We start from the raw sequence: 25507 nt of genomic DNA on the forward strand, positions 1-25507 counted from the left end.
AAACATCAGTATTTCCGGTCTGTTTGGGACGTGTTACAAAGCCGCGGCCGAGAAATGTTTGTCGCCGACTTCTTCGGTGGCATTCGCGGGTGCGGGCGGCATCCTCGTGGGTCCTGCCACCGTGCCGCGCCGCGTGCGATCAGAAGCCCTGGGCTGCCAACCATTCGAGTACGATTCCGGCGACCTCTTTCCAGCCATTATCGATGGTGAGCGAGTGACCGCGCCCCTCGAAAACGTGAAAGTCCGTCACTGCCGGGCTTTTTGAATACATGGCGACGACTTCCTTCGTGACTTTGAAGGGAACGACGTGGTCTTCGGTGCCTGACGTCAACAGCAGAGGGCCGCGGTCGGCCAGGTGGGTGTCGACCTTGGCCGCCGAGTGCCGTGAGAAGTTTGCTCCCGCATCCTCGAACAGGGGCTTACCGGGTCCGGGGATGGTCAACTCCTCGTGAAGGGCGTCGGACTCCTCTTCGGTGAGATTGTTACCGAAGGCATAGTGGAACTGCTTGGCTGTAAGAGACACCGCCCGGTGCCGGTTGGCGGGGTTGCCAAGGACGGGGAATGCCGATTTGATCTGCGCAAACGGCAGTGCCTTGACTCCCTTGATCGGCGCGGGGTCGATGGCAACGGCAGCTGCGATGAGGCCTTCGGCGAGCAACTCCTGGGCAAAGAGCCCGCCGAAGGAGTGCCCCACCACGATGGGCTTGATGCCGCCCCGCGCCTCGATCAGTCCCGCGTAGTGGTCGACGATCTGCTGGATACTGACGTCGTTCATTCCGTCCGGGTTCGCGCGTGTTTGTGCGACCGTCGCGAGGTCCCCTGGCCAGCCTGGTGCGGATACCGCGTAGCCATTGCTCTCGAAGAGCTCGAGCCACGGCTGCCAAGCAGTCGAGTGGATCCACAGACCGTGAATGAAGATGACTGGGTGCGGTTTTGCGGGTGATGTCATTAGTCGTGTCCTCGTGTGTGCTGGGAATGCTATTCAATCGGGCGCCAGCCACTGGCGAAGCGCTTGGAACAGACCCTAAGGCGGCCAGCGCACGCCAAAACCCTTCCCAGGCTGATCGTGCAGGTGGTGCACAAGTGTTGGCACTCGGTGAGGCACGTCGGCGCAACATGCCTGGTGACGCGAGATCAGAAAGTCTGCGACGCCAGCCGATTCACAGCGGACAGTACGCTATCTGGCAGGCTTCGTGGCCGACGCCGTCAACGAGGTGATGCCTGCTCAGTCAGCGGCCGGCCTGGCGGGCGAGTTCTCGCCATTCGCTCGGCGACACACCGAATTTGGTTCGGAACATTCGGGCAAAGCTGGAGGCATCGGTGAACCCCCACCGGCGGGAAATTGCCGAGATCGGATCCTTCAGGAATGGCAAGGCGAGGTCTCTGCGCACTCCCTCTAGTCGTCGCGTTCGGATCCAGTCCCCGAGCGAGATGCCTTCGGCGGCCAGTATTCGATACAGCTGCCGCTCCGATATGTGGTGTTCGGCGGCGATGCGCGCAGCATCGAGATCCGGTTCCCGCAAATGCATTTGGACGTACTCCATAATTCGGGCGACCAGCGTGGCCTGGAGCGACTCCTTTCCGAGATCGACGGCGTCGAGATGGGTAGTGATAACCGCCCGAAGCAAATCAATTCCCGGCTGACTGACCACTTCGCCGCCAGGCCGATCAAACGCTCCTGGCCGCGCGGCCAGTCGGCGGAAGTAAGCGACGGCGATGTCTGAGATCGGATGATCCGGACACAACGGAGTAGCGCTGATTTGCCGGATGACATCGACTGGCAACGCTATTCGATCCAAGGGTATTCGGAACTTGTGTTGGCAGATGCCGTTCGGATCGGCGAAGATGAATGGGGCCGTTGAGTCCCATACCGCGAGATCGCCTGGGCGCAGGCTTATTTCGCGGTTACGCTGGCTCAGGCCGCACGATCCCGTCAGCTGCAGGCCGAAGAAGAGACTCGGCTTCAGGTCGTCGCCCGGCAACGCCTTGTAATGAACCTTGACGGCGGTGGAGCTCACCGACCACACCGTGAGATCATTCAAGTCAGTGATCGCCACACTCCCTGCGGGCGGGCCGCGATCAGCCGGGTGCTCGATCTCGAGCGGTGCGAAAGTCCGCGAGGTGATGTCACGCAGCACCTCTTCACGATCGGCCGCCGGAAATCGCCTGGCGTCGAACTTGACCGTCACCGTGCTGCGCTCCAACCTGTCCTAACTGCGAACAATTCGCCCATTTTGCCATTAGCGGGAGCGGCAATCAGCAAAAGATCGCAACCAATTGACGCCCAACGCGCGGAATAACAGGCCTGCGGACGACCGGGCGGTTCACGGCACTCTTTTCCTGCTACCGGCGCCGTTGAGTACGCCGAAAGCGTGCCGGCGTCGTCCCGATGTCGGCGCGAAAGGCATGGGACGCGTGGGCACTTTACCGAGACGCGCGCGGTTCGGTAGGTGGGATCGAGTCGACCTCACCTACTACGTCCCGCAGGCCTCCCCAACAGGGACGTCCCGATGGTTCGCTTTATCGATCAGCACGGTGACATTCTCGAACACCACCGCGTCAGGTTCGGATACCCGGGTATACCGACAGAGGACCCCGGACGGTGCGTGCCCGGACCGACGCGACGGCGGTCGGGTATACGGCGCAGGGCTTCCGTGAGCGCCTGGGCGCGACGGGTATCAGCAACGTGATCGGACAGCGGGAGGTTGCCGTCGAGTGACCGCCCACCTGCCTGCTCGCGTCACGATCGGACGAATATGATCGGCACGATTCGAGCTTGATGGTGCGCCGTCACCGACAGTGCCACGAGGGAGTGGGGAAGTTCCATGCCGAACCAGCAGCAAGCCGACCGGATGACGTCGGGCAAGGGGTTCATCGCAGCGCTCGACCAGAGCGGCGGCTCGACGCCGAAGGCGCTGCGCCTGTATGGCATCGAGGATGACGCGTATTCCTCCGAGGAGGAGATGTTCGACCTCATCCACCAGATGCGCTCGCGGATCATCACCTCCCCGGCGTTCACCGGCGACCGGGTGCTGGCGGCGATCCTGTTCGAGCAGACGATGGACCGGGAGATCGCGGGCGCGCCGTCGACCACCTACCTGTGGGAGACCAAGGGTGTGGTGCCCATCCTCAAAATCGACAAGGGCCTGGCCGAGGCGTCCGATGACGTGCAGCTGATGAAGCCGATACCGGGCCTGGACGAGCTGCTGGAGCGGGCCGTGAGCAAAGGCGTGTTCGGCACGAAGGAGCGCTCGGTGATCGGTGGGGCCAACCCGAACGGCGTCGCCGCGGTGGTTGCCCAGCAGTTCGAGGTCGCCCATCAGGTGCTCTCGCACGGCCTGGTGCCGATCATCGAACCCGAGGTCACCATCTCGATCTCGGACAAGGCCGACGCCGAGGGCATCCTGCGCGACGAGATCACCAAACAGCTCGACAACGTGCCCGACGGTCAGCGCGTGATGCTCAAGCTGAGCCTGCCCACCGAGGTCAACTTCTACCGCCCCCTGATCGAGCACCCGAAGGTGATGCGGGTGGTCGCCCTGTCCGGCGGTTACTCCCGCGAGGAGGCCAACGAGCTGCTGGCGAAGAACACCGGGCTGATCGCCAGCTTCAGCCGCGCGCTGACCGAGGGGCTCACGGCCGACCAGTCCGACGAGCAGTTCAACGCCACGCTGGACAAGGCGATCCAGTCGATCTACGACGCGTCCGTCGCCGGCTGAGGCGGCGCGGGCAGATCAACTGAAGTGCGCCTTGGTGATTTGTCCGTGGACGCCGACGGTGCGGTCGACCACCTGGGAGACCGAGAAGTCGGCGGCGGCGGCCAGGTAGGCGTATGCGGTCGCGCGGTCCATGCCCTTGTCGAACTCTAGAAAATCGAGGGCGTTCACGACCGCCCGGCGCATGGCCACGTTGAGGTCATTGATCTGCCCGTTGACGCTGCCGTCGGGGTCGGACAGCCCGATCGGCACCCACAGGTCGGCATTCTCCGCGAACGGGTAGCGGTAGGCCACCGACGGGGCGTCACCGGATTTAGGTTTGCACACCGTCAGGCGAAACGTTCCGCGCAGCGAGCCTTCCAGCGCGGTCAAGGCGACCTCGCCGTTGCCCATCGCCAGGTGGGGGTCGCCGGCGTAGAACAGCGCCCCTTCGGCGAACACGGGCAGATACAAGGTGGACCCGACGCCGAGCAGCCTGATGTCGATGTTGCCCCCGCCCAAAGTCGGGGGGATCGAGTTGGAACTCGGTGCGGTCAGGGACGAGTCCTGGGAAAAGGCGACGCCCAGGATTCCCATGAACGGATTGAGCGGGAATCGCACTGCCGCACTGCGGTAACGCATGACCCCGAGGCCGTTCTCGACGGCGGCGAAGGTGGAGACGTTGCCGTATTTCGTCGGGTCCGGGCTGGGCCGCCCGTCTTGGCTTATCGGCGGCATGACCTCTTCGATGCTGATGCCCGCCGGCGCGCCGCCGTCGGCGGTCCTGGCCAGCGCGCCCTTGCCGTGCCGGTTCGACACGACGCCGTAAGGCACGCGCGGCATCGCCTCCAGCGTTTCGATCTTGAGTACGTCTCCTGGCTGTGCGCCCTCAACGAACACCGGTCCGGTGACGACATGGGGACCGTCTTTGTCGAAATCACGTGGCGTGCGGCGATATTCGGAGGCGATAGCCGCGGCGTCTTGGAGTACATCTGGTGGCGCCACGCCTTTTGATCCGAAGTATGCGACGGGATTGCGCCCCTGGTCCTCGAGGATGCCCTCATGCGAAACGGCGTCGACCGTGATCGTCTCGCCCGATTTCATTCGGAGCACCGGCGGGGCGTGGACGTTGGGGACGTATCCCCAGAGCACTTGGTCGGGAATCGACTGCAGGTAGTGGGTGCCGCGGATGGCGCCCTGGCCCGGCTGCAACACCTTGACATCGTTCCTGGTGCCATTTGCGGTGGAGGCCGACCCCACTTTGGCGCACCCGGCGGCGAAGCCGGCTACGCCGACACCGGCGCCGACCGCCGCGACCGCCCTGACGAAGTCGCGCCGGCCAACCCCGTCGACGATGGTGTCATATGCATTTCGTGCAAAGGCCTCATCCATTGGCGCTCTCCAGGATCGATGGGACGACGGCATGCAAGGGATCTTTGCAGGCCGTGCGAACCTGGATCTAATACCAATCTGTGATAAGGCCCATCGATATTGATGATGGCCTATGGCAACCCTTTTGGGCGCTCGAAGGCAGACAGAGGGCGACCCACGCCATTGTTTCAGACGAATTACGCCGGCGCTACGGGTGCCGAAATTACTTCAGCCGCAGCCTGTCTTTCACCTCGCTGAGAGGATGCGCGGCATCAGCGGCGTGGCGCGACGGCCTCGACGATGATGCGCGTTGTGTTTTCGGCCCGACGTCGCGAATACTGGTGCGCCCCAGAAAGTATCGGGTAGACGACGCCTCCGACGATGGCGTCCGCCGCCGACTCGGCGGCGGCGGAGTCGATGCCGTCGGCGAGCAGCCGGACCCGGACGGTCTCGTGCAGCGGCGCGCTGAACCCGGCGCGCAGCTTGATGGCGGTGTCCTCGTGCTCCATGCCGGCGACGGTCAAAATCCGCAGCATGGCCAGGCCGCGCCTGGTGGTCAGGCTCGCGACGAGTTTGTGGACCCACGCGACCAGGTCGGCCGACAAATCGTCGGTGTGCTCCACCGACGCGAGGATCTTGTCGGCGTCTTCGAGCATGACGTCGGCGACGAGCGCGGGACGGCTCGGCCACCACCGGTAGATGGTCTGTTTTCCGACACCGGCCCGGGCCGCGACCGCCTCGATCGTCAAGCCGTCAAATCCGCGCTCGAGCAGCAGTTCTCTCGTGGCGGTGACGATGGCCGTGCGCGACTTCTCGCTGCGGCGCCTGGGCGCGTTGTATTGAATGAGATCGGTTGGCACCTAGTGATCCTCGTCTCTCGGTCCCCGCGAAGCGCGACTTTACATCTCCTGACCTGCCCCGTAGTCTGCCACAAGACGAGACGGTTCGTCTTGTAAGGGAAAGGGTAGCTGTCTTCGATGTCGCTAGGACTGACCCCGGAGCAGCAGGACCTCAGTGACGCCGTCGGCAAGTTCGCCGAACGGCACGCGCCCATCGCAGCGACGCGCGACAGTTTCGATGCATTGGCGGACGGGCAGCTCCCACCGTGGTGGGATGCGCTGGTAGCCAATGGCTTTCACGCGGTGCATCTGCCCGAAGACCTCGGCGGTCAGGGTGGACGGCCGCTGGACGCGGCGTGCGTACTGGAATCGGCGGGCAAGACGCTGCTGCCCGGCCCGCTGCTGCCCACGGTGGCGACGGGAGCCATTGCGCTGCTGGCCGATCCGACGCCGGCGGCGGAATCGCTGCTGCGTCATCTCGCATCCGGCGCACCGGCGACCGTCGTCCTTCCCGATGGCGGTGACTTCCACGCCCGCGCCGACGGCCAGCGATGGGTGGTCACCGGCGCCTCGGACGTCACCGCGGGCGTGCGGGCGGCGCGGGTGATCCTGGTCGGGGCCCACACCGAGGGCGATGACGTCGTCTGGGTGTTGGTAGACACCGGGCGGCCCACGGCCACAGTGGAATCCGTATCCGGAACCGACCTCGTGGCCGACGTCGCGATTCTGCGACTCGACGAGTATTGCGCCGCCGAGTCCGACACGCTCATCGGCATCGACGCTGAGCGCGCGGCCTGTGTCGCCGTGGCGCTCGTCGCGAGCACGACGGCCGGCATTGTGCAGTGGTGTGTCGAGGCGGTCACGAGCCATCTGCGGATCCGCGAACAGTTCGGCAAGGTGATCGGCACATTCCAGGCGTTGCAGCACAGCGCGGCGATGCTGCTGGTCAACAGCGAGTTGGCCGCCGCGGCGGCCTGGGACGCCGTGCGCGCCGCCGATGAAACCCTCGACCAGCACCGACTCGCCGCGGCCGCGGCGGCGGTGATCGCGATCTCGCCGGCGCCCGACCTGGTGCTCGACGCGCTGACCATGTTCGGCGCCATCGGCTTCACCTGGGAACACGACGTGCACCTGTATTGGCGGCGGGCGACCAGCCTGGCCGCCTCCATCGGGCCGGCCAGCCGGTGGGCGCGGCGCGTGGGCCAACTGACCTGCACCCAACAACGCGACATGTCAGTCGATCTCGGCGACACCGAATCCGGCTTCCGCGCGTGGGTCGCGGAAACACTGGATTCGGCGCTGACCCTGCACAACGACCGACCGGGCCGGCAGGGCGACTACGAAAACTTCGCCACCGGACCGCAGCGCACCGCCATCGCCGACGCGGGACTGATCGCGCCGCACTGGCCGTCACCGTGGGGAATCGACGCAGGTCCACTGCGGCAGCTGATCATCGCCGAGGAATTCGACAAGCGGCCCGCGCTGGTTCGTCCGTCGCTGGGCATCGCGGAGTGGATCCTGCCCTCGGTGCTCCGCGCCGCGCCAAAGGACCTGCAGGAGCGCCTGATTCCGCCGACGCAGCGCGGCGAGCTGGCATGGTGCCAGCTGTTCAGCGAGCCGGGCGCCGGATCTGATCTCGCCGCGTTGGCCACCCGCGCCACCAAGGTCGACGGCGGCTGGGCGATCAACGGTCACAAGATCTGGACGTCGGCCGCGCACCGGGCCGACTATGGCGCGCTGTTGGCCCGCACCGACCCGAGTGCCGGCAAACACCGCGGCATCGGCTACTTCATCGTCGACATGCGTTCCCCCGGTATCGAGATCCAGCCGATCAAGACCGCGACCGGCGAGGCGCACTTCAACGAGGTCTTCCTCAACGACGTCGTCGTGCCCGATCACATGCTGCTGGGCGGGCCGACCGACGGCTGGAACCTCGCGATCGCCACCATGACCGAAGAGCGGTCGGCGATAAGCGGATACGTCAAGTTCGACCGGGCAGTCGCGCTGCGCCGGCTCGCGACCGAACCGGGGCCGGAACGCGACGACGCGCAGCGCGCCCTCGGCGAACTCGACGCGTACACCAACGCCATCAAGGCCCTCGGCGTGCGGGAGACCATCCGGCTGCTCGACGGCCAGGCATCCGGGCCGGCGTCCAGCATCGCCAAGGTGGCGATGAACGTGCTGTTGCGCCGCACATTCAAGACCACGCTGGAGCTGACCGGGCGGGCCGCGATGGTCGCCGACACCGATCCCCCGATCGTGGAGCCATACCTGCACCTGCCCGCCGAGCTACTCGGCGGCGGAACCAAAGAGATCCAGCTCAACATCATCGCCCAGATGATCCTCGGGCTGCCCCGAAAGTAGGACAACACATGGGTTTACGCGGAGAGGCCGCGATCGTCGGATACGTCGAGCTGGCACCCGAGCGGCTCAACAATGCCTCGCCCGCGCCGTTCATCCTGGAACAGTGGGCCGAACTCGCCGCGGCCGCGCTCGACGACGCGGGACTGACCGGCGAGGTCGTGAACGGCATCGTGGCCTCGCACCTCGCCGAGTCGGAGATCTTCGTACCCTCCACAATTGCCGAATACCTTGGGATGGGAGCCAGATTCGCCGAGTTGGTGGATCTCGGGGGCGCCAGCGCCGCGGCCATGGTCTGGCGAGCGGCCGCGGCGATCGAACTGGGCATCTGCGACGCCGTGCTGTGCGCGTTGCCCGCCCGGTACATCACACCGTCGTCGGCGAAGAAGCCCCGGCGCATGGTCGACGCGATGTTCTTCGGTTCGTCAAGCAACCAATACGGCTCTCCTCAAGCGGAATTCGAGATCCCCTATGGCAACCTGGGGCAGAACGGCCCCTACGGCCAGGTGGCCCAGCGCTATGCGGCGATCTACGGCTACGACGAGCGGGCCATGGCCAAGATCGTCGTCGACCAGCGGGTCAGCGCCAACCACACCGACGGCGCAATCTGGAAGGACAAGCCGCTCACCGTCGACGACGTGCTGGCCAGCCCGGTCATCGCCGACCCGCTGCACATGCTGGAGATCGTGATGCCGTGCGTGGGCGGGGCCGCCGTCGTCGTCGCCAACGCCGAGGTCGCCAAACGCGCGCGCCACCGTCCGGTGTGGATCACGGGATTCGGCGAACACGTGCCGTTCAAGACCCCGACCTACGCCGCGGATCTGCTGCACACCCCGATCGCGGAGGCCGCCGACACCGCCTTCGCCATGGCCCGTCTGAGCCGCGATCAGATGGATATGGTGTCGATCTACGACTGCTACACCATCACCGTGCTGCTCTCGCTGGAAGACGCCGGATTCTGCGAGAAGGGCAAGGGCATGGAATTCGTCGCCAACCACGACCTCACCTTCCGCGGCGACTTTCCGCTCAACACCGCTGGGGGCCAGCTGGGCTTCGGTCAAGCGGGGCTGGCGGGCGGCATGCACCACGTGTGCGACGCCACCCGCCAACTCATGGGCCGTGCCGGCGCGGCCCAGGTCGCCGACTGCAACCGCGCCTTCGTGTCCGGCAACGGCGGCATCCTGTCCGAGCAGACGACGCTGATCCTGCAGGGGGACTGACGCTCATGGCGACATTCGAACGGCCGATGCCGGTCAAAACCCCAACCACAGCGCCGTTTTGGGACGCGTTGGCCGAACACCGCATCGTCATCCAATACTCGCCGTCGTCGCAGAGCTACGTGTTCTATCCGCGGGTGCGCGCCCCGCGCACTTTGGCCGACGACCTGGAATGGCGCGAGATATCGGGCATGGGGACGCTGTACTCGTTCACCGTGGCCCGCCGGCCCGTCGGACCCCACTTCGCCGACGCGGTTCCGCAGCTGCTTGCCATCGTCGAATGGGACGAGGGCCCAAGGTTTTCCACCGAGATGGTCTTGCCCAACAACCCGGTCGATCCGGCCGATCTTCGCGTCGGCATGCGGGTTCGGCCGGTGTTCTGCGACTACCCCGAGCATGACGTCACGATGTTGCGTTACGAACCCGCCGACTAGCTCGACCGAGATCAGCGCAGCCGCTCGGTCGGCACCCCGTATCGGTCCTGGTAGGCGCTCACCCGCTCACGCACCTCGGCGGCGTCCAGGCCGGTGTCCGCCCAGGTGTAGCGGCCACCCCCGCCGTCACCGGGATGGGCTGCCAGGAAGTCGCGCATCCGCCGTTCGGTGTCGGGACGCAATTCGCGGCCCAACTCCTGATAGATGTCCTTGATCGTGGTCCACGGGTCCTTCATGAAGTCGGCGAACAGCACGTCGATCACCCGGCCGGCGGGGATCGCGCGGCTGTCGCGCAGCGCCATCTCGCGCTCGAGGCCGACGACGATCTCCTCGTAGGACTGGGCCGCGCACTCGGAGACGGTCGAGTCGTCGCTGCCCATCCGCCGAAGGTGGTGGGTCAGCGCGGCAATGGACGAGATGACATTGAGCGGATCGCGGTGCGTCTGCACGATCAACGCGTCGGGGTACTCGGCGAGCAAGTTGTCCAAGTGCCACAGGTGCGCGGGCGACTTCAGCAGCCACTGACCGGGCGCGCCAGACTGCAGGTGCTGCAGGAAGATTCGGTGGAACCGGTAGGCGCCGGCATGGTCCGCCTCGTACAGCAGCCAGCGGTAGTACGTCGGCAGGCGGTACTGCACCGAAAAGATCATGCTGGTGAACTCGCTGGCCGTGATCCGGACGCACTCCTGCCCGACGAGGGCTCCCATGGGGTGAAATGCGAGGAACCCGGGAATGATCTGCTCGGACATCTCGATGCCCGCCTGCGTGGCAGCGATGCGTGGATCGGTGTGGTAGGTCTCGGGCCGCGGCACCGGGCAGGGCGCGTCGACCTCCCACGTCAGCGGCGCGCGCAGCTCCGGATCCTGGGCGAGCAGGTCGAAGAGGATCGTGGTCCCGGTGCGGGGCTGACCGACGATGAAGATTGGCTGACGGACGGGTTCGGCGGCGATCTCCGGATGTTGCTTGCGCCAGGCGACCACGTCGAGCCGGTTCTTCAGGGCGCGCATGATGTCGAGGTAAGCGACCTCCACGCCGATGGCCGAGAGCCGGGCTTCGTTGATGAACCCGTCCGTGAGTTGCTGCAGGCCGAGGCGCCAGCCCTGGTAACCAGAAGCGTCGCCGAAGTCATCGCTTCCGGCTTCCTCGCAAGCCGCGGTGACCAGCCGTCCCGGGTCGAAGCGCTCCTGCAGCGTCATGCCGGGTCCTCCCGTTCGCGCAGCGCCACCACGACGTCGGGCGGGCTGGGATTGTCGAGCCAGCGCAGGACCACGAACCCGCGATGCCGGCCACCGGTATCGAGCCAATGGCCAAATCCGAAGTCCTCCTCGGAGATTGCGATGCGCACCCGCCCGTCGGCATCCGGCCGCACCGCACGATTGGTGACCGAGCTGTGGCGCCGGCGCGGCTCTAAGCACTCGTGCCAGATGCTTTCCAGTGTCACGTTCCAGTAGCGGGTGTCGGGTGGCTCGATGTCGAGCACCAGGGCCTGGCCGGCGGCCAGCGAAAAGGTGCCCAGCATGTACAGGTTGTCCGGGGTGGTGTCGGCCGCACCGAGATCGGCGGCCTCGGCGGTCAGCAGCGTGTTGGGCCTCGCCAACAGCTCGGGCTTGATAGTGCGGTGCAGCGTAACGAGTTTCATCAGTGTCCACGCCATCGCGCTGAACTGGTCGGCGAGTTCGGCATCGGTCAGCGGTGCCACCGGGTCGGGATCGAGGGCGTTGATGCGCATCGTGGCCGGCACTTCGGAGGCGGGATCGCCGATGTACTCCCGCACGACGACCGAGGAAGCGTCGTCGGGGATCTTGACCCACTGGGCACCGGCGAGATCGGACGGTTCGTCCGCGGAGAGCACGAGCGCGAATTCGCCGTCGCTCAGGGCCAGGTCGACGTCGCCGAGGTAGTTGGCCATCCGCCGCGGTGTCAGACCGGTGCCGGCGAGGATCTGAAAGCCGAGGTAAGCGGTGGAGCCGCGGGTGCCGGTGATCCGGTAGCGCCGGTCACCGCGGATCATCGCCAGGTAGTAGTTGCCGTCGGGGTTGGGTCCGCCGATCATCCTTGTGTCCGAACACATATCGAAGAACGACGGCCGATCCGGGTCGGCCTCGACGGACAGCTGCGAGCACAGCGACGACACGCGGGCGATGACCCGTAGCCCCTCGAGGAGCTCCCGCTCGGATTCGGCGTCCACGGTCACGATCTGGGTGACATCGGCCAACATCTGCTGGTAGAACTGCCACGCGGCACGCGCCTTCGGGGCGAGCTGGTCGGACTGCTCCGGCGCATTGGTTTCAGCCATGCCACATGCATAGACGATGCGCGGGCCTCCGGGCGCCGATTCGCCCCTTCTTCGCCGAACGCTAATACGACTAATAGTCCGTGTCATCCGACGGGGCGGTCCGAGCCGTTGACAGCTTGGCTTGCGGTCCTCTTGCGACCGATCGCTCACAAATATGCTTTGGCCATTGGATGTACGAGGTGCGGGGCGGCGCCGGGCCAAACCGCTCCCGGCGTTGACACTGTGACTCATACCATTGTCTACTAGTCAGTTGAGCGAGGGAGTGCGGCATGAACAAGGACGACCTGATCCTGATCAGCGTGGACGACCACATCGCCGAGCCCGCCGACATGTTCGACGCGCACGTGCCCGCCAAGTACAAGGACTTCGCGCCCAGGGTGGTGATCGAACCCGACGGCACACAGCAGTGGTACTACGGCGACGTCCGTGGGCGGAACATGGGACTCAATGCCGTCGCGGGCAAACCCCGCGAGATGTACAACATCGACGCCTCACGGTATGACGAGATGCGGCCGGGCTGCTTCAACGTCGACGAGCGGGTCCGCGACATGAACGCGGGCGGGCAGCTGGCGGGTTTGAACTTCCCGAACTTCACCGGCTTCTCGGGCCAGGTCCTCAATCAGGGCCCGACCGCGACGTCAACCTGGTGATGATCAAGGCCTACAACGACTGGCACGTCGACGAGTGGTGCGCGGCCTACCCGGGCCGGTTCATCCCGTGCGGCATCCTGCCGCTGTTCGACGTCGCCGAGGCGGCGAAGGAAGTCAAACGACTGGCCGACAAGGGCTGCCACGCGGTGACCTTCTCCGAAAATCCGGAAGCGTTGCAAATGCCCAGCATTCACACCAAGTACTGGTACCCGCTGTTCGAAGCCGTCTGCGAGAACAAGACGGTGCTGTGCACCCACGTCGGCTCGGCGTCGCGATCTCCGCAGGTGTCGACGGACGCCCCGCCCAGCGTGCAGATGACGGCATCGTCGATGATGAGCATGTTCACCTTCACCGAGCTGATCTGGGCCGAGTTCTGGGCCGACTTTCCGCAACTCAAGTTCTCGCTCACCGAAGGCGACGTCGGCTGGATTCCGTACTTCCTCTGGCGCGCCGAGCACGTCTACAACCGGCACTCGGGCTGGACGCTGGCGAAGTTCCCGCCCGGTTACAGCGGACCCAGCGACGTGTTCAAGCGCCACTTCTACACCTGCTTCATCAGCGACAAGGTCGGGGTGCGCAACATGGACTGGTTCAACGAGGACATGCTGTGTTGGGAGTCCGACTTCCCGCACTCCGACAGCAATTGGCCGTTCGCGCCCGAGGACGTCATGGAGACCATGGGCCACCTCGACGAATCGGTCATCAACAAGATCACCCACGAAAACGGGATGGCCGCATACTCGTTCGATCCGTTCCGGCACATCCCCAGGGAGCACGCCCGCGCGGGGTACCTGCGCTCGCAGGCCACCGACGTCGACGTCGTCACTCATGTCGGCCGCCGGGCCAGCCAGCGCGACCGCGACGCGTGGACCCGGATGACGCAGTTCGCTCTCCAGGCGCAGGTGACGGCCGAGGCCGTCGGTATCGCGGGACGCGCCACCACCCTGGGCAACTGAGCGTGACCGCCCGGACGCCATTCGCGGACTGGCGCGTGCTGGAGTTCTCGAACGGAATCGCGGCGGCCTACTGCGGCAAGATGTTCACCGACGCCGGCGCCGACGTCGTCAAAATCGAATCCCCGCAGGGAGATTCGATGCGGCGCTGGTCGGCCGGGGGACCGGCCGGGGCGCTGTTCGGCTACCTGGCGGCGGGCAAGAAGTCGGTGAACGACCCGGCGGAGACCACACCGCTGCTGGCCGGTGCGAACATCGTCCTCACCGACCTGACCGACGGCTGGAGCCTCGGCGACATCACGGCCCACACCGATCCCTCGGCGGTGGTCGCGGCGGTGACGCCGTTCGGTGCCACGGGTCCCTACGTAGATCAGCAGGTGGTCGCCAACGAGTTCATCCTGCAGGCGTTGTGCGGGTCGATCGCCGGCCGGGGATGGCCGGACGACGAGCCGGTCCAGGCGGGCGGGCGACTCGGCGAGTGGCTGGCCGGCAGCGTCGCCGCGGCGGTCGCCGCCGCGGCCGCGCGGCATGCCTTTCGGGCCGGTCGCGGCGAGGTCGTCGACGTCTCGACGTTCGAGGCGATGGTCATCGCGATGGGTGGGCTGTCGACGATGTCGGCCAGCGTGCTGGGCGCGGATTCCCTTCTGTACCAACGCAGCCTGGAATTGCCATCGATCGTTCCCACCGCCGACGGCATGGTCGGGTTCTGCACCATCACCGCGCAGCAGTTCCAGGACTTCCTGGTGATGATCGACCGGGCCGACCTGGTCGACGACGCCGAGCTGGCCTCGTTCGCCGGGCGCGTCGCCCGTCGCGACGAGTTCCTCGGCATGGTGACCGACTGGACCCGATCCCGCACCACGGAAGAGGTCGTTGACCTCGCGGTGGCATTCCGCATCCCGGTGGCCCCCATCGGCACCCCGGCCGCGCTGCCAAAGGTCGACCACTTCGTGCAGCGCGGCGTCTTCGTCGAATCGGAGCTGGGGGTGCTGCAGCCCCGGGTGCCCTACCGCAGCGGCGCCATCGCGACCCGGCCGCCTGGCCGTTCCCCGGCTCTCGGTGCCGACAACGGGCGCGTCCATTGGTCACTCCGCTCACCCCGCCCTCAATGGCCCGATGATCCTGGCGGCGACGCCGGCGCACTTCCGTTGTCCGACATACGGGTAGCCGACTTCACCGCGTTTTGGGCGGGGCCGGTGGCCACCCAATTCCTCGGCGCCCTGGGCGCCGATGTGATCAAGCTGGAGGGCGTTCGCCGGCCCGACGGCATGAGGTTTTCCGCGGGCCGCCCAGCCGACTGGGACCAGTGGTGGGAGTGGGGCCCGGTGTTCTTGTGCAGCAACAACAACAAGCGCGGTGTCAGCGTCGAGCTCAGCACCGCGACCGGACGCGACATCGCGTTAGAGCTCATCGCCGCAAGTGATCTCGTCATCGAGAACTTCTCACCGCGGGTGATGGGCAACTTCGGCCTCACGTGGGATGCCGTGACCGCGGCCAATCCGCGCGCCGTCATGGTGCGGATGCCCGCGTTTGGCCTCGACGGCCCGTGGCGCGACCGTGTCGGCTTCGCGCAGACGATGGAACAGGCGACGGGGATGGCGTGGATGACCGGGCACGCCGACGGCCCACCGGTGATCCCGCGGGGCGTGTGCGACCCGATCGCCGGGCTGCATGCCGCGTTCGCCGCGATTGCGGCGCTGGTGGTCCGCGACCGCGAGGGGACCGGCATGCATGTCGAATCCACCATGGTGGAGTCGGCGCTGAACGTCGCCGCCGAAATGGTGGTGGAGTACTCGCGCAATGGAATCGAGCTGCGTCGAAACGGAAACCGTGGCCCCGGCGCGTGTCCCCAGGGCGTGTACCCCTGTCGGGGCGAGGACGAATGGGTGGCGCTGGCCGCGATGGACGACCCCGCTCGCGGCGCGCTGGGCAGCATGCTCGGCCTCCCCGAGCTCGCCCTTGATGAGGCCGCGTGGCGGGAGCGGGCCGACGAAATCGACAAGCTCATCGCGGACTGGACGGCTCGGCGCTCGGTGGCCGACGCGGTCGACGCGCTGCGCTCCGTCGGGGTGGCCGCGGCGCGCGTCACGGCGCCCGCGGCCCTGCTGGCCGATCCGCAGTTGCTGGCGCGCGGATTCTGGGAGAGGGTCGACCATCCCGTGGCCGGTTCGTTTCTGTGCACCGGGATGCCCTTCGCCTTCGCCGGCAGGCCACGGCGCTGGATTCACCGGATGCCGCCGCTCTACGGCCAGCACACCGGCGAGGTGCTGACCGGGATCCTGGGCCGCAGTCAACAGGACCTGGCGGAGCTGCGCGACTCGGGCGTCACCGCCACACGGCCGGCGGGACTGTGACATGGCGGTCACGCTGTGCGTGCCGCCCCGCGCCGGCGAATTGTGCGCGCCCGTCCGCTTCCTGGTGCGGCAGGACTCCGTGGTGATGGAACTGACCGCCCGCCACCGCATCACCGGCGTGGAGTGGGACGAGGGCGAACGCGCGGTGGTGATGGTCGTCGAGATCACCGACCCGCAAACGGCGCGGCCGATCGACGTGCGAATCGACGTGCTGGAGGCCGGCGTGGCGCGCGCCGAGGCGCGAGCCACCACGATCGGGACCATCGAGCGCGACGGGCGTGAATACCACGTGGTGGGAACCTATTTGGGGGTTGTTGCCGATGAAAACTAGTCCGAGGAAGCGGACCGCGGCCATCGTCGGCGTGCACAACACCCGGCAGGCACGCCGACTGGATGGGGAAACCTCGCGGAGCCTGGCGCTCAAGGCGATTCGGGGCTCGCTCGACGACGCCGGCCTGAGCCTCGACGACGTGGACGGAATCAGCGCGGGCCCGCTGTCCACCGCGCTGATTTACGACCTGCGCCTCGGCCCCGCCTGGCAGGGTCTGGCCTTCGGGGTCGGCATGATCACAGAGGCGGCCACCGCGATCGAGCACGGCATGGCCGACGTCGTCGTACTGGTCGCCGCCCAAGCGGGCGAATACCGCGATCACGAGGCCACGGCGCCGTGGACCCGGCCCGAGAACGAATTCGTGGCGCCATGGGGAATGTTCACCACCGCGGAGTTCGCGCTCATCGCGCGGCGCCACATGCACGTCTACGGCACGACGCGCGAGCAGCTGTCCATCGTTGCGGCGACCATCCGCAACAACGGCTCGGATAACCCGGAAGCCGTTTATTACCAACGGGGACCGTTCACACCGGACGACATCACCGCGTCCCGGCCCGTCGCCGACCCGTTTCATCTGCTCGACTGCGCCACCACCTCCGAGGGAGGGTGCGCGCTGGTAGTGGCCAACCTCGACAAGGTGGACGTCGCTAGCCAACCGATCTATGTGTTGGGCAGCGGTGCGGACTTTCACGGCCCGTCCTACCAGCACCCACCCGCGTGGGACCTCACCGGTCGCCGCGGCGATCACGTGAACGGTGTGGTCGGCCGCCGCGCCGCCGAGCGGGCGTTCGCCCACGCCGGGCTGCGAAGAGACGACGTGGACGTGCTCGAGCTCTACGATCCGTTCTCCTTCGAAATCATCCGCCAGCTAGAGGCTTTCGGATTCTGCGGCGACGGCGAGGGTGGGCCCTTCGTCGCCGACGGTCACATCGCCATCCGCGGCAGCCATCCAATCACCACCGACGGAGGAACGATGTCGTTCAGCCACGCGGGCTCCAATCCGCAAATGATGCAACGGGCGGTTCGAGCCGTTCAGCAGTTACGTGGCGAGGCCGGTGATCTGCAGGTGCGCGACCCGCATGTCGCGTTGTGCAGCAACGGGGGAGCGGGCGCCCTGTTCACCACGCTGCTGCTCCTTGGAGACCAACCTCGATGAGTTCGCACTTGCGCCCCCAGGGGGGCCCCGTGCCCCACGCCGGCACGCCGCTCAGCCGTCCGTTCTGGCAGGGCTGCCGAACCGACGAATTGCGGTACCAACGCTGTGCGGCCTGCGGCGTCGCCAACTTTCCGCCGACCGAGCACTGCCGCCAATGTCTTTCGGCCGAATTGCGGTGGATGCGTAGCGGCGGTGTGGGCGAGATCTACAGCTGGACCGTGGTGCACCGACCGGTCACGGCCGAGTTCGAACCGCCCTATGCGCCGGCGATCGTCACGCTAGACGAGGGCTACCAGATGCTGAGCAACGTCGTCGGGGTGGTCCCGGAGGAGCTGGCGATCGGCATGCGCGTGAAAGTGCAATTCCACACCGTCGGCGCCGACCTGACCCTGCCCTATTTCACCGCGCAGAAATAGCCGACCGTGAGCACCACACGTACCAGTAACGGCCTGCCGATAACCGCCTACCTCGTCCTGGGCGTGCTGGCGGCCAACGACGAACAGCTGACGGCCGGCGAGATCAAAATGCGCGCCGAGCTGTCGGTCGGCCACTTCTATTGGTCGCCCTCGGTGAGTCACGTGCGGCGCGAACTGAACCGGCTGCTGGCGCGCGGAATGGTCAGCGAAACCGTGGCGCAATCCGGCAAGCGGGCCATCACCTTGTACGAGACAACGGATTCCGGACTCGACGGGCTGCGGCGCTGGGTCCGGCATTTTCCGGGTCAGGATCGCGTTGTCATCAAACATCCCGTCATCCTCAAAACCTGGCTTTCCCGCGGCGAGGATCCGGAGGGCGTGATCGATACGCTCGACCGGCATCTCGAGGCGACGCGGACTCGGCTGGACGAGGCGCTGTGGTCGAGGCAGCGTTCCCGCGACCTCGGCATCACCGACGATCCGGACCAGCGTTTCTCGTTCGCCGTCCTCGACTACGCGATCCGCGGTTTGTATGCGGAGATCTCCAACATCGCACAGCTGCGCGATGAAATCGCCAGCGGCACAAGCAAAGACCCCGTCACGCGGGTGCGACGGGCGAAGGGACAGATCCGGCGTCGGGAACCCAGGGACCCGACTTAGCCGCCACTACCCGGTACGCCGTGCCGCGTTCCTGGCGCTCCCACAGGATCTCGCCCTCGCCGGCGGCCGCACCCTCGGCGATCAGCTGGCGCTTGAGCACCTTATGGGTGGCGGTGCTGGGAAGGTCGGCGGCGATGCGGACGTATCGCGGACGGCCCTTGGGTGACAGGTCGGGCTGCACCTCCAGGAACGCTTCGAATTCATCGGGTTCGAGGGTGCCGCCCTCGTGGAGCACGATCGCGGCCATCACCTGGTCGCCGACGCGCTCGTCGGGGACGGCGTAGACGGCGACACGGTTGATCGCGCTGTGCCGCAAGAGGATCCGTTCGATCGGCGCCGCTGCCAGATTTTCGCCGTCCACCCGCATCCAGTCGGCGGTGCGGCCGGCCAGGTAAATCCAGCCTTCGGCGTCCCGGTAGGCAAGGTCGCCGGACCAGTACATGCCGTGGCGCATGCGTTCGGCGTTCGCCTCGGGATCGTTGTAGTAGCCGGTGAAGAACCCCGATCCGGCCGTGTTGACCAACTCCCCCACGGCCTCGTCGGCGTTGAGCAGCGCCCCGTTGGCGTCGAAGCGCGCGACCGCGCACTCGGTGACGGACTCGCTGTCGTACACCGCTACGCCTTCGACGCCCCGGCCGATCGAGCCTTTCGGCGTTCCAGGTTCGCGGATCACGATGACGGCGTTCTCCGTCGAGCCGAACCCGTCCTCGACATGAACGCCAAAACGGCGGGCGAACTCCTCAATGTCTTTGTCATTGGCCTCATTACCGAAGGCCACCCGCAGCGGGTTGTCGGCGTCATCGTCCCGTTCGGGGGTGGCGAGTACGTAGGCCAGGGGCTTGCCAACGTAGTTCATGTAGGTGGCGCCGTAGCGGCGGATGTCGGCGAGGAAATTGCTCGCCGAGAACTTCGCCGGCACGACGGCTGCGCCGGAGGCCACCCCCGGCGCCCATCCCGCGACGACCGCGTTGGAGTGAAAAAGCGGCATGGATACGTAGCAGACGTCCCGCTCGGTCAGGCTGAATCGCCCGACCAGGCTGACCCCCGCGATGGTGGCCATCAGGTGGGATACCTGCACCGCCTTGGGATTCCCGCTGGTCCCGGAGGTGAAGATCATCATGAACGCGTCCATCGCGGTGACGTCCCGATAGGGGACGAGTTCGCCGGCACCGGCGATGAACGTGGACCATTCCTCCGTGGATGTATCGAGGATCCGCGTTTCCCCGAGGTCCAAACGGTCCAGCAGCGGCCGATGTTCGGCGTCGGTCACGACGACCTGGCAGTCCGCCCGCCGGATGTCGGCGGCCAGCGCCGCGCCCCGCCGCGTGGTGTTCAGGCCGCACAGCACGTAGCCGCCGAGCCCGGCCGCCGCCATCTGGGCCAGCATCTCGGGGGCGTTGCCGAGCAGAGCGCCGATGTGCATCGGCCGGTGGGGGTCGGCGGCCGCGATCAGAGCGGCGGCCCGCGCCGTCGACTCCGTCAGGTACTGGCGCCAAGTCCATTGCAGGTTCTCGTGTTTCACGGCGACCGCCGGGTCGGACAAGCGCTTTCGCAGCAGCGCCTGGATCGTGTCGTCGGTCATCCACCGACCATCATCAGACCGCCGTCGACGGCCAGCAGCTGGCCGGTGATAAAGGCAGAACCGGGGCCGGCCAGGAAGACCAACATGGGCCCGACGTCCCGCGCGGGATCGCCCAGTGTCCCGCCGAGCGGAATCATCATCTTCATCTGCTGGTCGATGAGGGCGCCGGCCTCCGGACCGAGGAACTCCCGCAATCGCTCGGCGCCGGCCGTCTGCACCGCAGGCGCCAGGGCGTTGACGGTGACGTTGTCGGCGCCCCAGGCCTTGGCGGCGGATCGGGTCCAGGCCTGCACCGCGCCCTTGGTTGCGGCGTAGACGGCCGAGATCGGGCTGCCCATAACGGCTTCGGAGGATCCGAAGTTGATGATCCTGCCGCCCTTGGGATCTTGGTCTTTCATCACCGCGTACGCGGCCTGATTGGTCAGGATGGTCGCCTTGATGTTGGTGTCCAGCAGGAACGAGATCTCGTCGACGCCGATGTAGCCGGGAATCCCGGCCTGCCACAGCCCCGCGGCGTTGACCAGGACGTCGAGTCCGCCTAAGTGCTCAACCGCTTGCCGCACCATCGCCGAAACGGCGTCGGCGTCGCGCACATCGCACTGCATCCAAGCGGCCGACAGCTCGTCCGGCGGCGAAGTCTGGTGATAGGTGGCGGCGACGTCCGCGCCCGCGGCGGTGAGGGCCCCGACGGCGGCGGCGCCGATCCCGCTGGCCCCGCCGGTAACCAGGATCCGTCGGCCTCGCAGTGGTGGTGTCACGTCCGGCATGGCGGCAACCCTATCGGTTGTGTCGTTAAGTGTGGGAAATACGGCTGATCGGCCGGAACCACCCGGATGTCCGGGTTGTTGAATGTCGCGACGGAGGATCCGCCTACCAACGTCATCACCATTACGGAAGGAACGCTGATGGCATCACGACGAGTGTTGATCACCGGTGCATCGAAGGGGATTGGGCGAGCGGTCGCCGACCGGCTTGCCGGCGACGGCTACGAGCCGATAGGCATTGCCCGAACAGTACCGCCGGATTTCCCCGGCCCGTTCTACCAGCTCGACCTAGCTGATCGCGCCGCCACCGCAGCGACGCTGGCGAGCATCATCGAGGCCGGTCGAGTCGACGCGGTGGTAAACAACGCCGGTTTCGCCCGCTTCGGGTTCATCGGGTCCATCGACGAGAATGACCTGTTCAGCACCTATGACCTCAACGTGCGCACCGCGGTTCAGGTCGTGCAGGCCGCACTGCCGGGCATGCGCGCCGCGGGCTGGGGCCGCATCGTCAACGTCACGAGCCTGACCACGTTGGGCACGCCCGAGCGCACGCCGTACGCCGCGGCGAAGGCCGCACTGGAGGCGTGCACCCGGATCTGGGCCAAGGAACTGGCCTCGACCGGAATCACCGTCAACGCGGTGGCCCCGGGTCCCACCGAGACCGAAATGTACCGCGACCGCAGCCCGGCGGGCTCCGAACGGGAAGCCCGGCTTCTGGCCAGCATTCCGCTCCATCGGGTCGCCACGCCGGCCGAGATTGCCCACGCCGTCTGCTTTCTACTCGACGAGCGCGCCGGATACATCACCGGTCAGATAGTGCGTGTCGACGGCGGCGGCAGCGTTCCCGCCTGAGCACGGTAGCGGTCGTTTTGACCGTCACCGGCAGCCACGCCGTGAAAGAGGCTGTCCACCAAGGCATCGACGAATTCCTCCGTCAGCGGTTGACCTGGCCGGCGGGTCCCCCTCTTACGGCCTTTCTGCCCTAAGCTGGCACCGCGATCGTGGACAGCAGGTCGGCAAGGCGGTCCGGCTGGTCCAGCATGGAGAACGTCCGCGCACCCTCGATCACCTCGAGGCGTGCGTTCGGGATGGTGGCGGCCAGTCGTTCGCCGTCCGCGAGGTCGAAGAAGACGTCGTCGGCCGACCAGGCGATGAGGGTGGGCTTGCGGAACTCGGGCAGCCGGGCGGCGACGCCCGTGGTGACCTCGGTGCGCATCGAGAGGGTGAATTGGCGCAGGTCTTCGGCGACCGCCGGATCGGACAGACCCGCGCGCACCCAGGCCTCGGTGAGGTCATCGATGTTGCGGTGGGCCAGGCCGTCGAAGGCGCGCTTGCGTGCCGCCGGCACGCGCATCGCCTGGGCCACGGCCTTAAACGTCGTCTTGGACTTGGCCGCCAGAATCACCGGCTTGAGGATCGGCGGCGGAAAGTGTTCGAACGCATCGCAACTCGTGAGCACCAGCGCACCGAGCCGCTCAGGATGGTGCACCGCGACGAGTTGTGTGACGACACCGCCGGTGTCGTTACCGACCAGCACCACGTCCTCGAGATCGAGGGCGGCAAGCACCTCGGCGACGATGCCGGCCACGCCGTTGATGGTGCGGTCCGCTCGCGGGCGCAAGGCTTGCGTGTGCGCGCCCAGCGGCCAGGTCGGGGCGATGCAGCGGAGGCCGAGATCGGCGAGGCGTACGCCGACTTGGCGCCACAGTTGGCCGCCCATCATGTATCCGTGCACGAAGACGACGGGCCTGCCGTCCTCGGGTCCGGTTGCTTCGTAATGGATAGTTCCGGCACTAATGTCGATCGTCGACATAGCTAGCTCCCACCTTCGAGATATACTTACAAACAGGCTGTCTGTTCGTAAGTTACCAACAGGATGTATGGAAATCAAGAGACGGACTCAGGAGGAGCGCTCCGCGGCGACCCGCGACGCGCTGATCTCGGCTGCCCGCAAGCTGTGGGGCCTACGCGGTTATGCGGATGTCGGGACGCCGGAGATCGCGACGGCGGCCGGCGTCACGCGGGGCGCGATGTACCACCAATTCGCCGACAAGGCAGCGCTTTTCGGCGAGGTCGTTGAGGCCGTGGAGCAGGATGTGATGGCGCGGATGGCCACGCTGGTAGCCGAGTCGGGGGCGACGACGCCGGCGGACGCGATCAGGGCCGCGGTCGACGCGTGGCTCCAGGTGTCCGGCGATCCGGAGGTGCGTCAGCTGATCCTGCTGGATGCGCCCAGCGTGCTGGGGTGGGCCGCCTTTCGTGATGTCGCCCAGCGCTACAGCCTGGGCATGACCGAGCAGCTGCTCACCGAGGCGATCCGGGCGGGACAGTTGGTGCAGCAACCGGTGCGAGCGTTGGCCCACGTGCTGATCGGCGCGCTCGACGAGGCGGCCATGGCCATCGCCACCGCCGACGATCCCAAACGCGCTCGCCGGGAGACCCGGGAGGTGTTGCACCGGCTCATCGACGCGATGCTGGACGAATAGCCGTCGCTCCAGCAAGCGCTCCACCGGACGTCCACCTCGTTCTGACCAGTCCGACTGGTGTCGCACATGCGTGTCAAAAGTAAATCCGCCGAGGGTCGAGTGGTCGGGCAAAAAACACGAGAATCGCGCAACGATTCGACGCTCGAGGCGGGACGGGGCGTCTCAGCGGTGGCTCTGGGTGAAGAATTGCCAGATCGTGTCGGTGGCGTCGAGCGCCGTCGAGGGAGCCGGGATCCCCGCGAGCTCCGTCAGGGGACTCGGCTCCCCGCCCGGCCACTGATGGCCCGCGCCGGCCACAGAGATCAATTCCACGGTGCGCCCGTCGGCGCAGCCGGCCGTTTGGGTGGTCACGCTGCCGACGGTCCCCGACGTGGGCGGTCCGCACGCGTCGATCGATCGCCACGAGGCATTGACAGACTCCACCGAGGGACCGTCCACCCGGGGATTCCCGTTGATCGCGAAGGCTTTACCGGGTCCGCCCTGGTAGGGGACCCGGTCGTCGGCGGTGCCGTGGATTTGCAGCACGGAAGTCGGCCGGGCCTGGGAGCAGTCGGTCAGCAGCGTGCCGGCCACCGGCGCGATCGCGGCGAAGCTGTCGGTCTGGCAGCCCAGCCGAAGCGCCATCATGGCCCCGTTCGACATGCCGGTGGCGTAGACCCGTGCGCGATCGATGGGGATCTCCTGCTCGACGGCTCCGACCATGGCGGTGATGAACCCGACGTCGTCGACGTTGTCGCGCTGCGGTTGGCCGCAGCACGTGCCGGCGTTCCAGGCGCGGTTGAGGCCGTCGGGGTAGGCGACTAGGAAATGCCCGTTGTCCGCCTCGCTGTCCCAGTGGTAGGCACGCTCGGCCTGTGCACCGTTGCCGAAGCCGCCGTGCATCATGACCACGAGTGGCACCGCATCGGTAAGCCCCTGCGGCCGGTACAGGTGAAAGGTCCTGCCGACCCCACCCACCTGGATGGTCTGGGTGGATTGGCCGTCCGGAATCGATTGCGCGCCGGGCGTTCCCGATGCATGCCCGCCGCCGAGGCACCCGCCGAGCGCGACAACCAGAATCGGAACGAGGCAAACGCCCAGTGCGCGAGCGCATCGATTTCGCATCAACCCATCGTGGCAGCCCGCACCGACTTTGACAAGCAACTTGTCAATAGCGCGGTGGGTGGCACACTCATGACCATGCGACGCCTTGCAGATGCCGAGTGGGAACCGACCGTTCCGGCGCTGGTCAACCTGGTGGCCGCGTCGGGCGCGCCCCGTTTACGGGCGGCTTTCGCCGCAGCTGGACTCGACGGGATTCGCCCGGCCCAAGCGGTTGCCCTGGTGCCGCTGGTGGCCGGGGGGCTTCATGCATCGGATTTGGCCGACCGGCTGCGGGTGAGCCGGCAGGCGGTGGCCCAGGCGGTGGCCGCGCTGGAACGCCATGGCTACGTCACGCGAGTCCCCGATCCCGTCGATGCCCGCGCCCGGATCATCGAGCTGACGCCGCGCGGTCGGCAAGCGCTGCGCGTAATGCGCTCCAACGCCCTCGATTTGGAAAAACGATGGGAAAAGGTCCTGGGGCGCAAACGCTTGGGCGAACTGCGCGAGACCTTGCAGGTATTGCTCTCCAGCGAAACTTCGGAAGCGGACGGCGTAGGTTCAACCCCAAGCCAATGAAGAGGAGTCCGTCGTGCCCATATTCATGGTCGAGCGAACATTCGCCGAGGAACTGGAACCGAGCTTTGAGATCGCCGATGGCATCAATCGGATCAACGACCAAGAGGGGGTTCGCTGGATGTACTCGTTCCTGTCAGCGGACAAACGAAAGACGTATTGCCTTTATGAGGCGCCGTCGCCGGAGGCCATCCGGACCGCTGCCGCGCGTGCGGGCCTGCCCGCCGACGTCGTCATCGAGATGGGTGATCGCGTCATGCCCGACGGCGCGCTGTCCGACATCTGA

The 25507-nt window shown here is 66.7% G+C and carries 23 protein-coding genes and 2 pseudogenes; 15 read left to right on the forward strand and 10 right to left on the reverse strand.

Going from position 1 to position 25507, the window contains the following annotated elements:
- Positions 1-139: 139 nt before the first annotated feature.
- Complete coding sequence (locus A5764_RS11610) at positions 140-949, reverse strand: alpha/beta hydrolase (RefSeq protein ID WP_067113333.1); 810 nt, start codon at positions 947-949, stop codon at positions 140-142.
- A 280-nt stretch (positions 950-1229) separates the two neighbouring features.
- Positions 1230-2189 carry a helix-turn-helix domain-containing protein gene (locus A5764_RS11615; RefSeq protein WP_067113436.1) on the reverse strand — a complete coding sequence of 320 codons (960 nt, stop codon included), beginning with the start codon at positions 2187-2189 and terminating at the stop codon, positions 1230-1232.
- Positions 2190-2599: 410 nt separating this feature from the next.
- Between A5764_RS11615 and A5764_RS28860 the strand changes: the two are divergent.
- Both A5764_RS28860 and A5764_RS11620 read left to right on the forward strand, forming a co-directional pair.
- Positions 2600-2719 (forward strand): annotated as a pseudogene (locus tag A5764_RS28860) (glutamine ABC transporter ATP-binding protein); the annotation flags it as partial.
- Between the two features lie 106 nt (positions 2720-2825).
- On the forward strand, positions 2826-3719 hold the full coding sequence (locus A5764_RS11620; RefSeq protein WP_067113336.1) for a fructose bisphosphate aldolase: 894 nt from the start codon (positions 2826-2828) through the stop codon (positions 3717-3719).
- A gap of 15 nt (positions 3720-3734) precedes the next feature.
- On the opposite strand, the gene A5764_RS11625 is transcribed toward A5764_RS11620, so the two are convergent.
- A complete protein-coding gene (locus A5764_RS11625; protein ID WP_067113339.1) occupies positions 3735-5087 on the reverse strand; it encodes an acetamidase/formamidase family protein in 1353 nt (450 codons plus the stop codon).
- A gap of 251 nt (positions 5088-5338) precedes the next feature.
- Entirely contained in the window at positions 5339-5926 is a 588-nt protein-coding gene (locus A5764_RS11630; protein ID WP_067113342.1) for a TetR/AcrR family transcriptional regulator, read from the reverse strand.
- Between the two features lie 117 nt (positions 5927-6043).
- Here A5764_RS11630 and A5764_RS11635 point away from each other — a divergent pair, with 117 nt between their 5' ends.
- From A5764_RS11635 to A5764_RS11645, 3 genes are read left to right on the forward strand one after another with little or no spacing between them, the layout of a single operon-like run.
- Positions 6044-8269 carry an acyl-CoA dehydrogenase gene (locus A5764_RS11635; RefSeq protein ID WP_067113345.1) on the forward strand — a complete coding sequence of 742 codons (2226 nt, stop codon included), beginning with the start codon at positions 6044-6046 and terminating at the stop codon, positions 8267-8269.
- Between the two features lie 8 nt (positions 8270-8277).
- Positions 8278-9486, forward strand: a complete 1209-nt coding sequence (locus tag A5764_RS11640; protein WP_067113348.1) for a thiolase family protein — start codon at positions 8278-8280, stop codon at positions 9484-9486.
- Positions 9487-9491: 5 nt separating this feature from the next.
- Entirely contained in the window at positions 9492-9917 is a 426-nt protein-coding gene (locus tag A5764_RS11645; RefSeq protein ID WP_067113353.1) for a Zn-ribbon domain-containing OB-fold protein, read from the forward strand.
- 11 nt (positions 9918-9928) lie between these two features.
- Here the strand turns inward: A5764_RS11645 and A5764_RS11650 are convergent, their stop codons facing one another.
- Together A5764_RS11650 and A5764_RS11655 are read right to left on the reverse strand one after the other, a co-directional pair.
- Positions 9929-11113 (reverse strand): sulfotransferase, encoded by a 1185-nt coding sequence (locus A5764_RS11650; protein WP_067113362.1) that lies wholly within the window; start codon positions 11111-11113, stop codon positions 9929-9931.
- Positions 11110-12213 carry a DUF1214 domain-containing protein gene (locus tag A5764_RS11655; protein WP_067113366.1) on the reverse strand — a complete coding sequence of 368 codons (1104 nt, stop codon included), beginning with the start codon at positions 12211-12213 and terminating at the stop codon, positions 11110-11112. Before A5764_RS11655 ends, A5764_RS11650 begins: the two co-directional genes overlap by 4 nt.
- A gap of 269 nt (positions 12214-12482) precedes the next feature.
- On the opposite strand from A5764_RS11655, the pseudogene A5764_RS11660 reads away from it, so the two are divergent.
- The 6 genes and pseudogenes from A5764_RS11660 to A5764_RS11685 all read left to right on the forward strand — a co-directional run bounded on the left by A5764_RS11660 (position 12483) and on the right by A5764_RS11685 (position 18733).
- Positions 12483-13819, forward strand: a pseudogene (locus A5764_RS11660) (amidohydrolase family protein).
- Positions 13820-13821: 2 nt separating this feature from the next.
- Positions 13822-16170: a CoA transferase gene (locus tag A5764_RS11665; RefSeq protein ID WP_067113369.1), complete on the forward strand. Its 2349-nt coding sequence runs from the start codon at positions 13822-13824 to the stop codon at positions 16168-16170.
- Between the two features lies 1 nt (position 16171).
- On the forward strand, positions 16172-16501 hold the full coding sequence (locus A5764_RS11670) for a hypothetical protein (protein WP_067113374.1): 330 nt from the start codon (positions 16172-16174) through the stop codon (positions 16499-16501).
- Positions 16491-17657, forward strand: coding sequence for a thiolase family protein (locus A5764_RS11675; RefSeq protein ID WP_067113377.1), 1167 nt, complete (start codon positions 16491-16493; stop codon positions 17655-17657). The genes A5764_RS11670 and A5764_RS11675 overlap by 11 nt, the downstream gene beginning before the upstream one ends.
- On the forward strand, positions 17654-18073 hold the full coding sequence (locus A5764_RS11680; protein ID WP_067113380.1) for a Zn-ribbon domain-containing OB-fold protein: 420 nt from the start codon (positions 17654-17656) through the stop codon (positions 18071-18073). Before A5764_RS11675 ends, A5764_RS11680 begins: the two co-directional genes overlap by 4 nt.
- 6 nt (positions 18074-18079) lie before the next feature.
- The gene (locus A5764_RS11685; RefSeq protein WP_067113383.1) at positions 18080-18733 is read left to right on the forward strand and encodes a MarR family transcriptional regulator; all 654 of its coding nucleotides are present in this window, start codon (positions 18080-18082) and stop codon (positions 18731-18733) included.
- On the opposite strand, the gene fadD1 is transcribed toward A5764_RS11685, so the two are convergent.
- Entirely contained in the window at positions 18672-20315 is a 1644-nt protein-coding gene (gene fadD1, locus A5764_RS11690; protein WP_067113386.1) for a fatty-acid--CoA ligase FadD1, read from the reverse strand. The genes A5764_RS11685 and fadD1 overlap by 62 nt on opposite strands.
- The gene (locus tag A5764_RS11695) at positions 20312-21073 is read right to left on the reverse strand and encodes an SDR family NAD(P)-dependent oxidoreductase (RefSeq protein ID WP_156664632.1); all 762 of its coding nucleotides are present in this window, start codon (positions 21071-21073) and stop codon (positions 20312-20314) included. Before A5764_RS11695 ends, fadD1 begins: the two co-directional genes overlap by 4 nt.
- Positions 21074-21220: 147 nt before the next feature.
- On the opposite strand from A5764_RS11695, the gene A5764_RS11700 reads away from it, so the two are divergent.
- Positions 21221-21931, forward strand: coding sequence for an SDR family oxidoreductase (locus A5764_RS11700; RefSeq protein ID WP_067113440.1), 711 nt, complete (start codon positions 21221-21223; stop codon positions 21929-21931).
- A 130-nt stretch (positions 21932-22061) separates the two neighbouring features.
- On the opposite strand, the gene A5764_RS11705 is transcribed toward A5764_RS11700, so the two are convergent.
- Positions 22062-22892, reverse strand: coding sequence for an alpha/beta fold hydrolase (locus A5764_RS11705; RefSeq protein WP_067113391.1), 831 nt, complete (start codon positions 22890-22892; stop codon positions 22062-22064).
- Positions 22893-22959: 67 nt separating this feature from the next.
- On the opposite strand from A5764_RS11705, the gene A5764_RS11710 reads away from it, so the two are divergent.
- A complete protein-coding gene (locus tag A5764_RS11710; protein WP_067113392.1) occupies positions 22960-23565 on the forward strand; it encodes a TetR/AcrR family transcriptional regulator in 606 nt (201 codons plus the stop codon).
- Positions 23566-23727: 162 nt separating this feature from the next.
- Here the strand turns inward: A5764_RS11710 and A5764_RS11715 are convergent, their stop codons facing one another.
- Entirely contained in the window at positions 23728-24669 is a 942-nt protein-coding gene (locus tag A5764_RS11715; protein WP_067113393.1) for a PHB depolymerase family esterase, read from the reverse strand.
- A gap of 75 nt (positions 24670-24744) precedes the next feature.
- Here A5764_RS11715 and A5764_RS11720 point away from each other — a divergent pair, with 75 nt between their 5' ends.
- Positions 24745-25224 (forward strand): MarR family winged helix-turn-helix transcriptional regulator, encoded by a 480-nt coding sequence (locus A5764_RS11720; protein ID WP_067113446.1) that lies wholly within the window; start codon positions 24745-24747, stop codon positions 25222-25224.
- A gap of 13 nt (positions 25225-25237) precedes the next feature.
- Positions 25238-25507 carry a DUF4242 domain-containing protein gene (locus A5764_RS11725; RefSeq protein ID WP_067113394.1) on the forward strand — a complete coding sequence of 90 codons (270 nt, stop codon included), beginning with the start codon at positions 25238-25240 and terminating at the stop codon, positions 25505-25507.

The sequence above is a fragment of the Mycobacterium sp. 852002-51057_SCH5723018 genome (assembly GCF_001667035.1).
GTDB lineage: Bacteria > Actinomycetota > Actinomycetes > Mycobacteriales > Mycobacteriaceae > Mycobacterium.

Coding starts and splice junctions, on each gene's coding strand:
- A5764_RS11610 (WP_067113333.1), bottom strand. CDS start 949: ATGACATCACCCGCAAAACCGCACCCAGTCATCTTCATTCACGGTCTG.
- A5764_RS11620 (WP_067113336.1), top strand. CDS start 2,826: ATGCCGAACCAGCAGCAAGCCGACCGGATGACGTCGGGCAAGGGGTTC.
- A5764_RS11625 (WP_067113339.1), bottom strand. CDS start 5,087: ATGGATGAGGCCTTTGCACGAAATGCATATGACACCATCGTCGACGGG.
- A5764_RS11635 (WP_067113345.1), top strand. CDS start 6,044: ATGTCGCTAGGACTGACCCCGGAGCAGCAGGACCTCAGTGACGCCGTC.
- A5764_RS11640 (WP_067113348.1), top strand. CDS start 8,278: ATGGGTTTACGCGGAGAGGCCGCGATCGTCGGATACGTCGAGCTGGCA.
- A5764_RS11645 (WP_067113353.1), top strand. CDS start 9,492: ATGGCGACATTCGAACGGCCGATGCCGGTCAAAACCCCAACCACAGCG.
- A5764_RS11650 (WP_067113362.1), bottom strand. CDS start 11,113: ATGACGCTGCAGGAGCGCTTCGACCCGGGACGGCTGGTCACCGCGGCT.
- A5764_RS11655 (WP_067113366.1), bottom strand. CDS start 12,213: ATGGCTGAAACCAATGCGCCGGAGCAGTCCGACCAGCTCGCCCCGAAG.
- A5764_RS11670 (WP_067113374.1), top strand. CDS start 16,172: ATGGCGGTCACGCTGTGCGTGCCGCCCCGCGCCGGCGAATTGTGCGCG.
- A5764_RS11675 (WP_067113377.1), top strand. CDS start 16,491: ATGAAAACTAGTCCGAGGAAGCGGACCGCGGCCATCGTCGGCGTGCAC.
- A5764_RS11680 (WP_067113380.1), top strand. CDS start 17,654: ATGAGTTCGCACTTGCGCCCCCAGGGGGGCCCCGTGCCCCACGCCGGC.
- fadD1 (WP_067113386.1), bottom strand. CDS start 20,315: ATGACCGACGACACGATCCAGGCGCTGCTGCGAAAGCGCTTGTCCGAC.
- A5764_RS11700 (WP_067113440.1), top strand. CDS start 21,221: ATGGCATCACGACGAGTGTTGATCACCGGTGCATCGAAGGGGATTGGG.
- A5764_RS11705 (WP_067113391.1), bottom strand. CDS start 22,892: ATGTCGACGATCGACATTAGTGCCGGAACTATCCATTACGAAGCAACC.
- A5764_RS11710 (WP_067113392.1), top strand. CDS start 22,960: ATGGAAATCAAGAGACGGACTCAGGAGGAGCGCTCCGCGGCGACCCGC.
- A5764_RS11715 (WP_067113393.1), bottom strand. CDS start 24,669: ATGCGAAATCGATGCGCTCGCGCACTGGGCGTTTGCCTCGTTCCGATT.
- A5764_RS11720 (WP_067113446.1), top strand. CDS start 24,745: ATGCGACGCCTTGCAGATGCCGAGTGGGAACCGACCGTTCCGGCGCTG.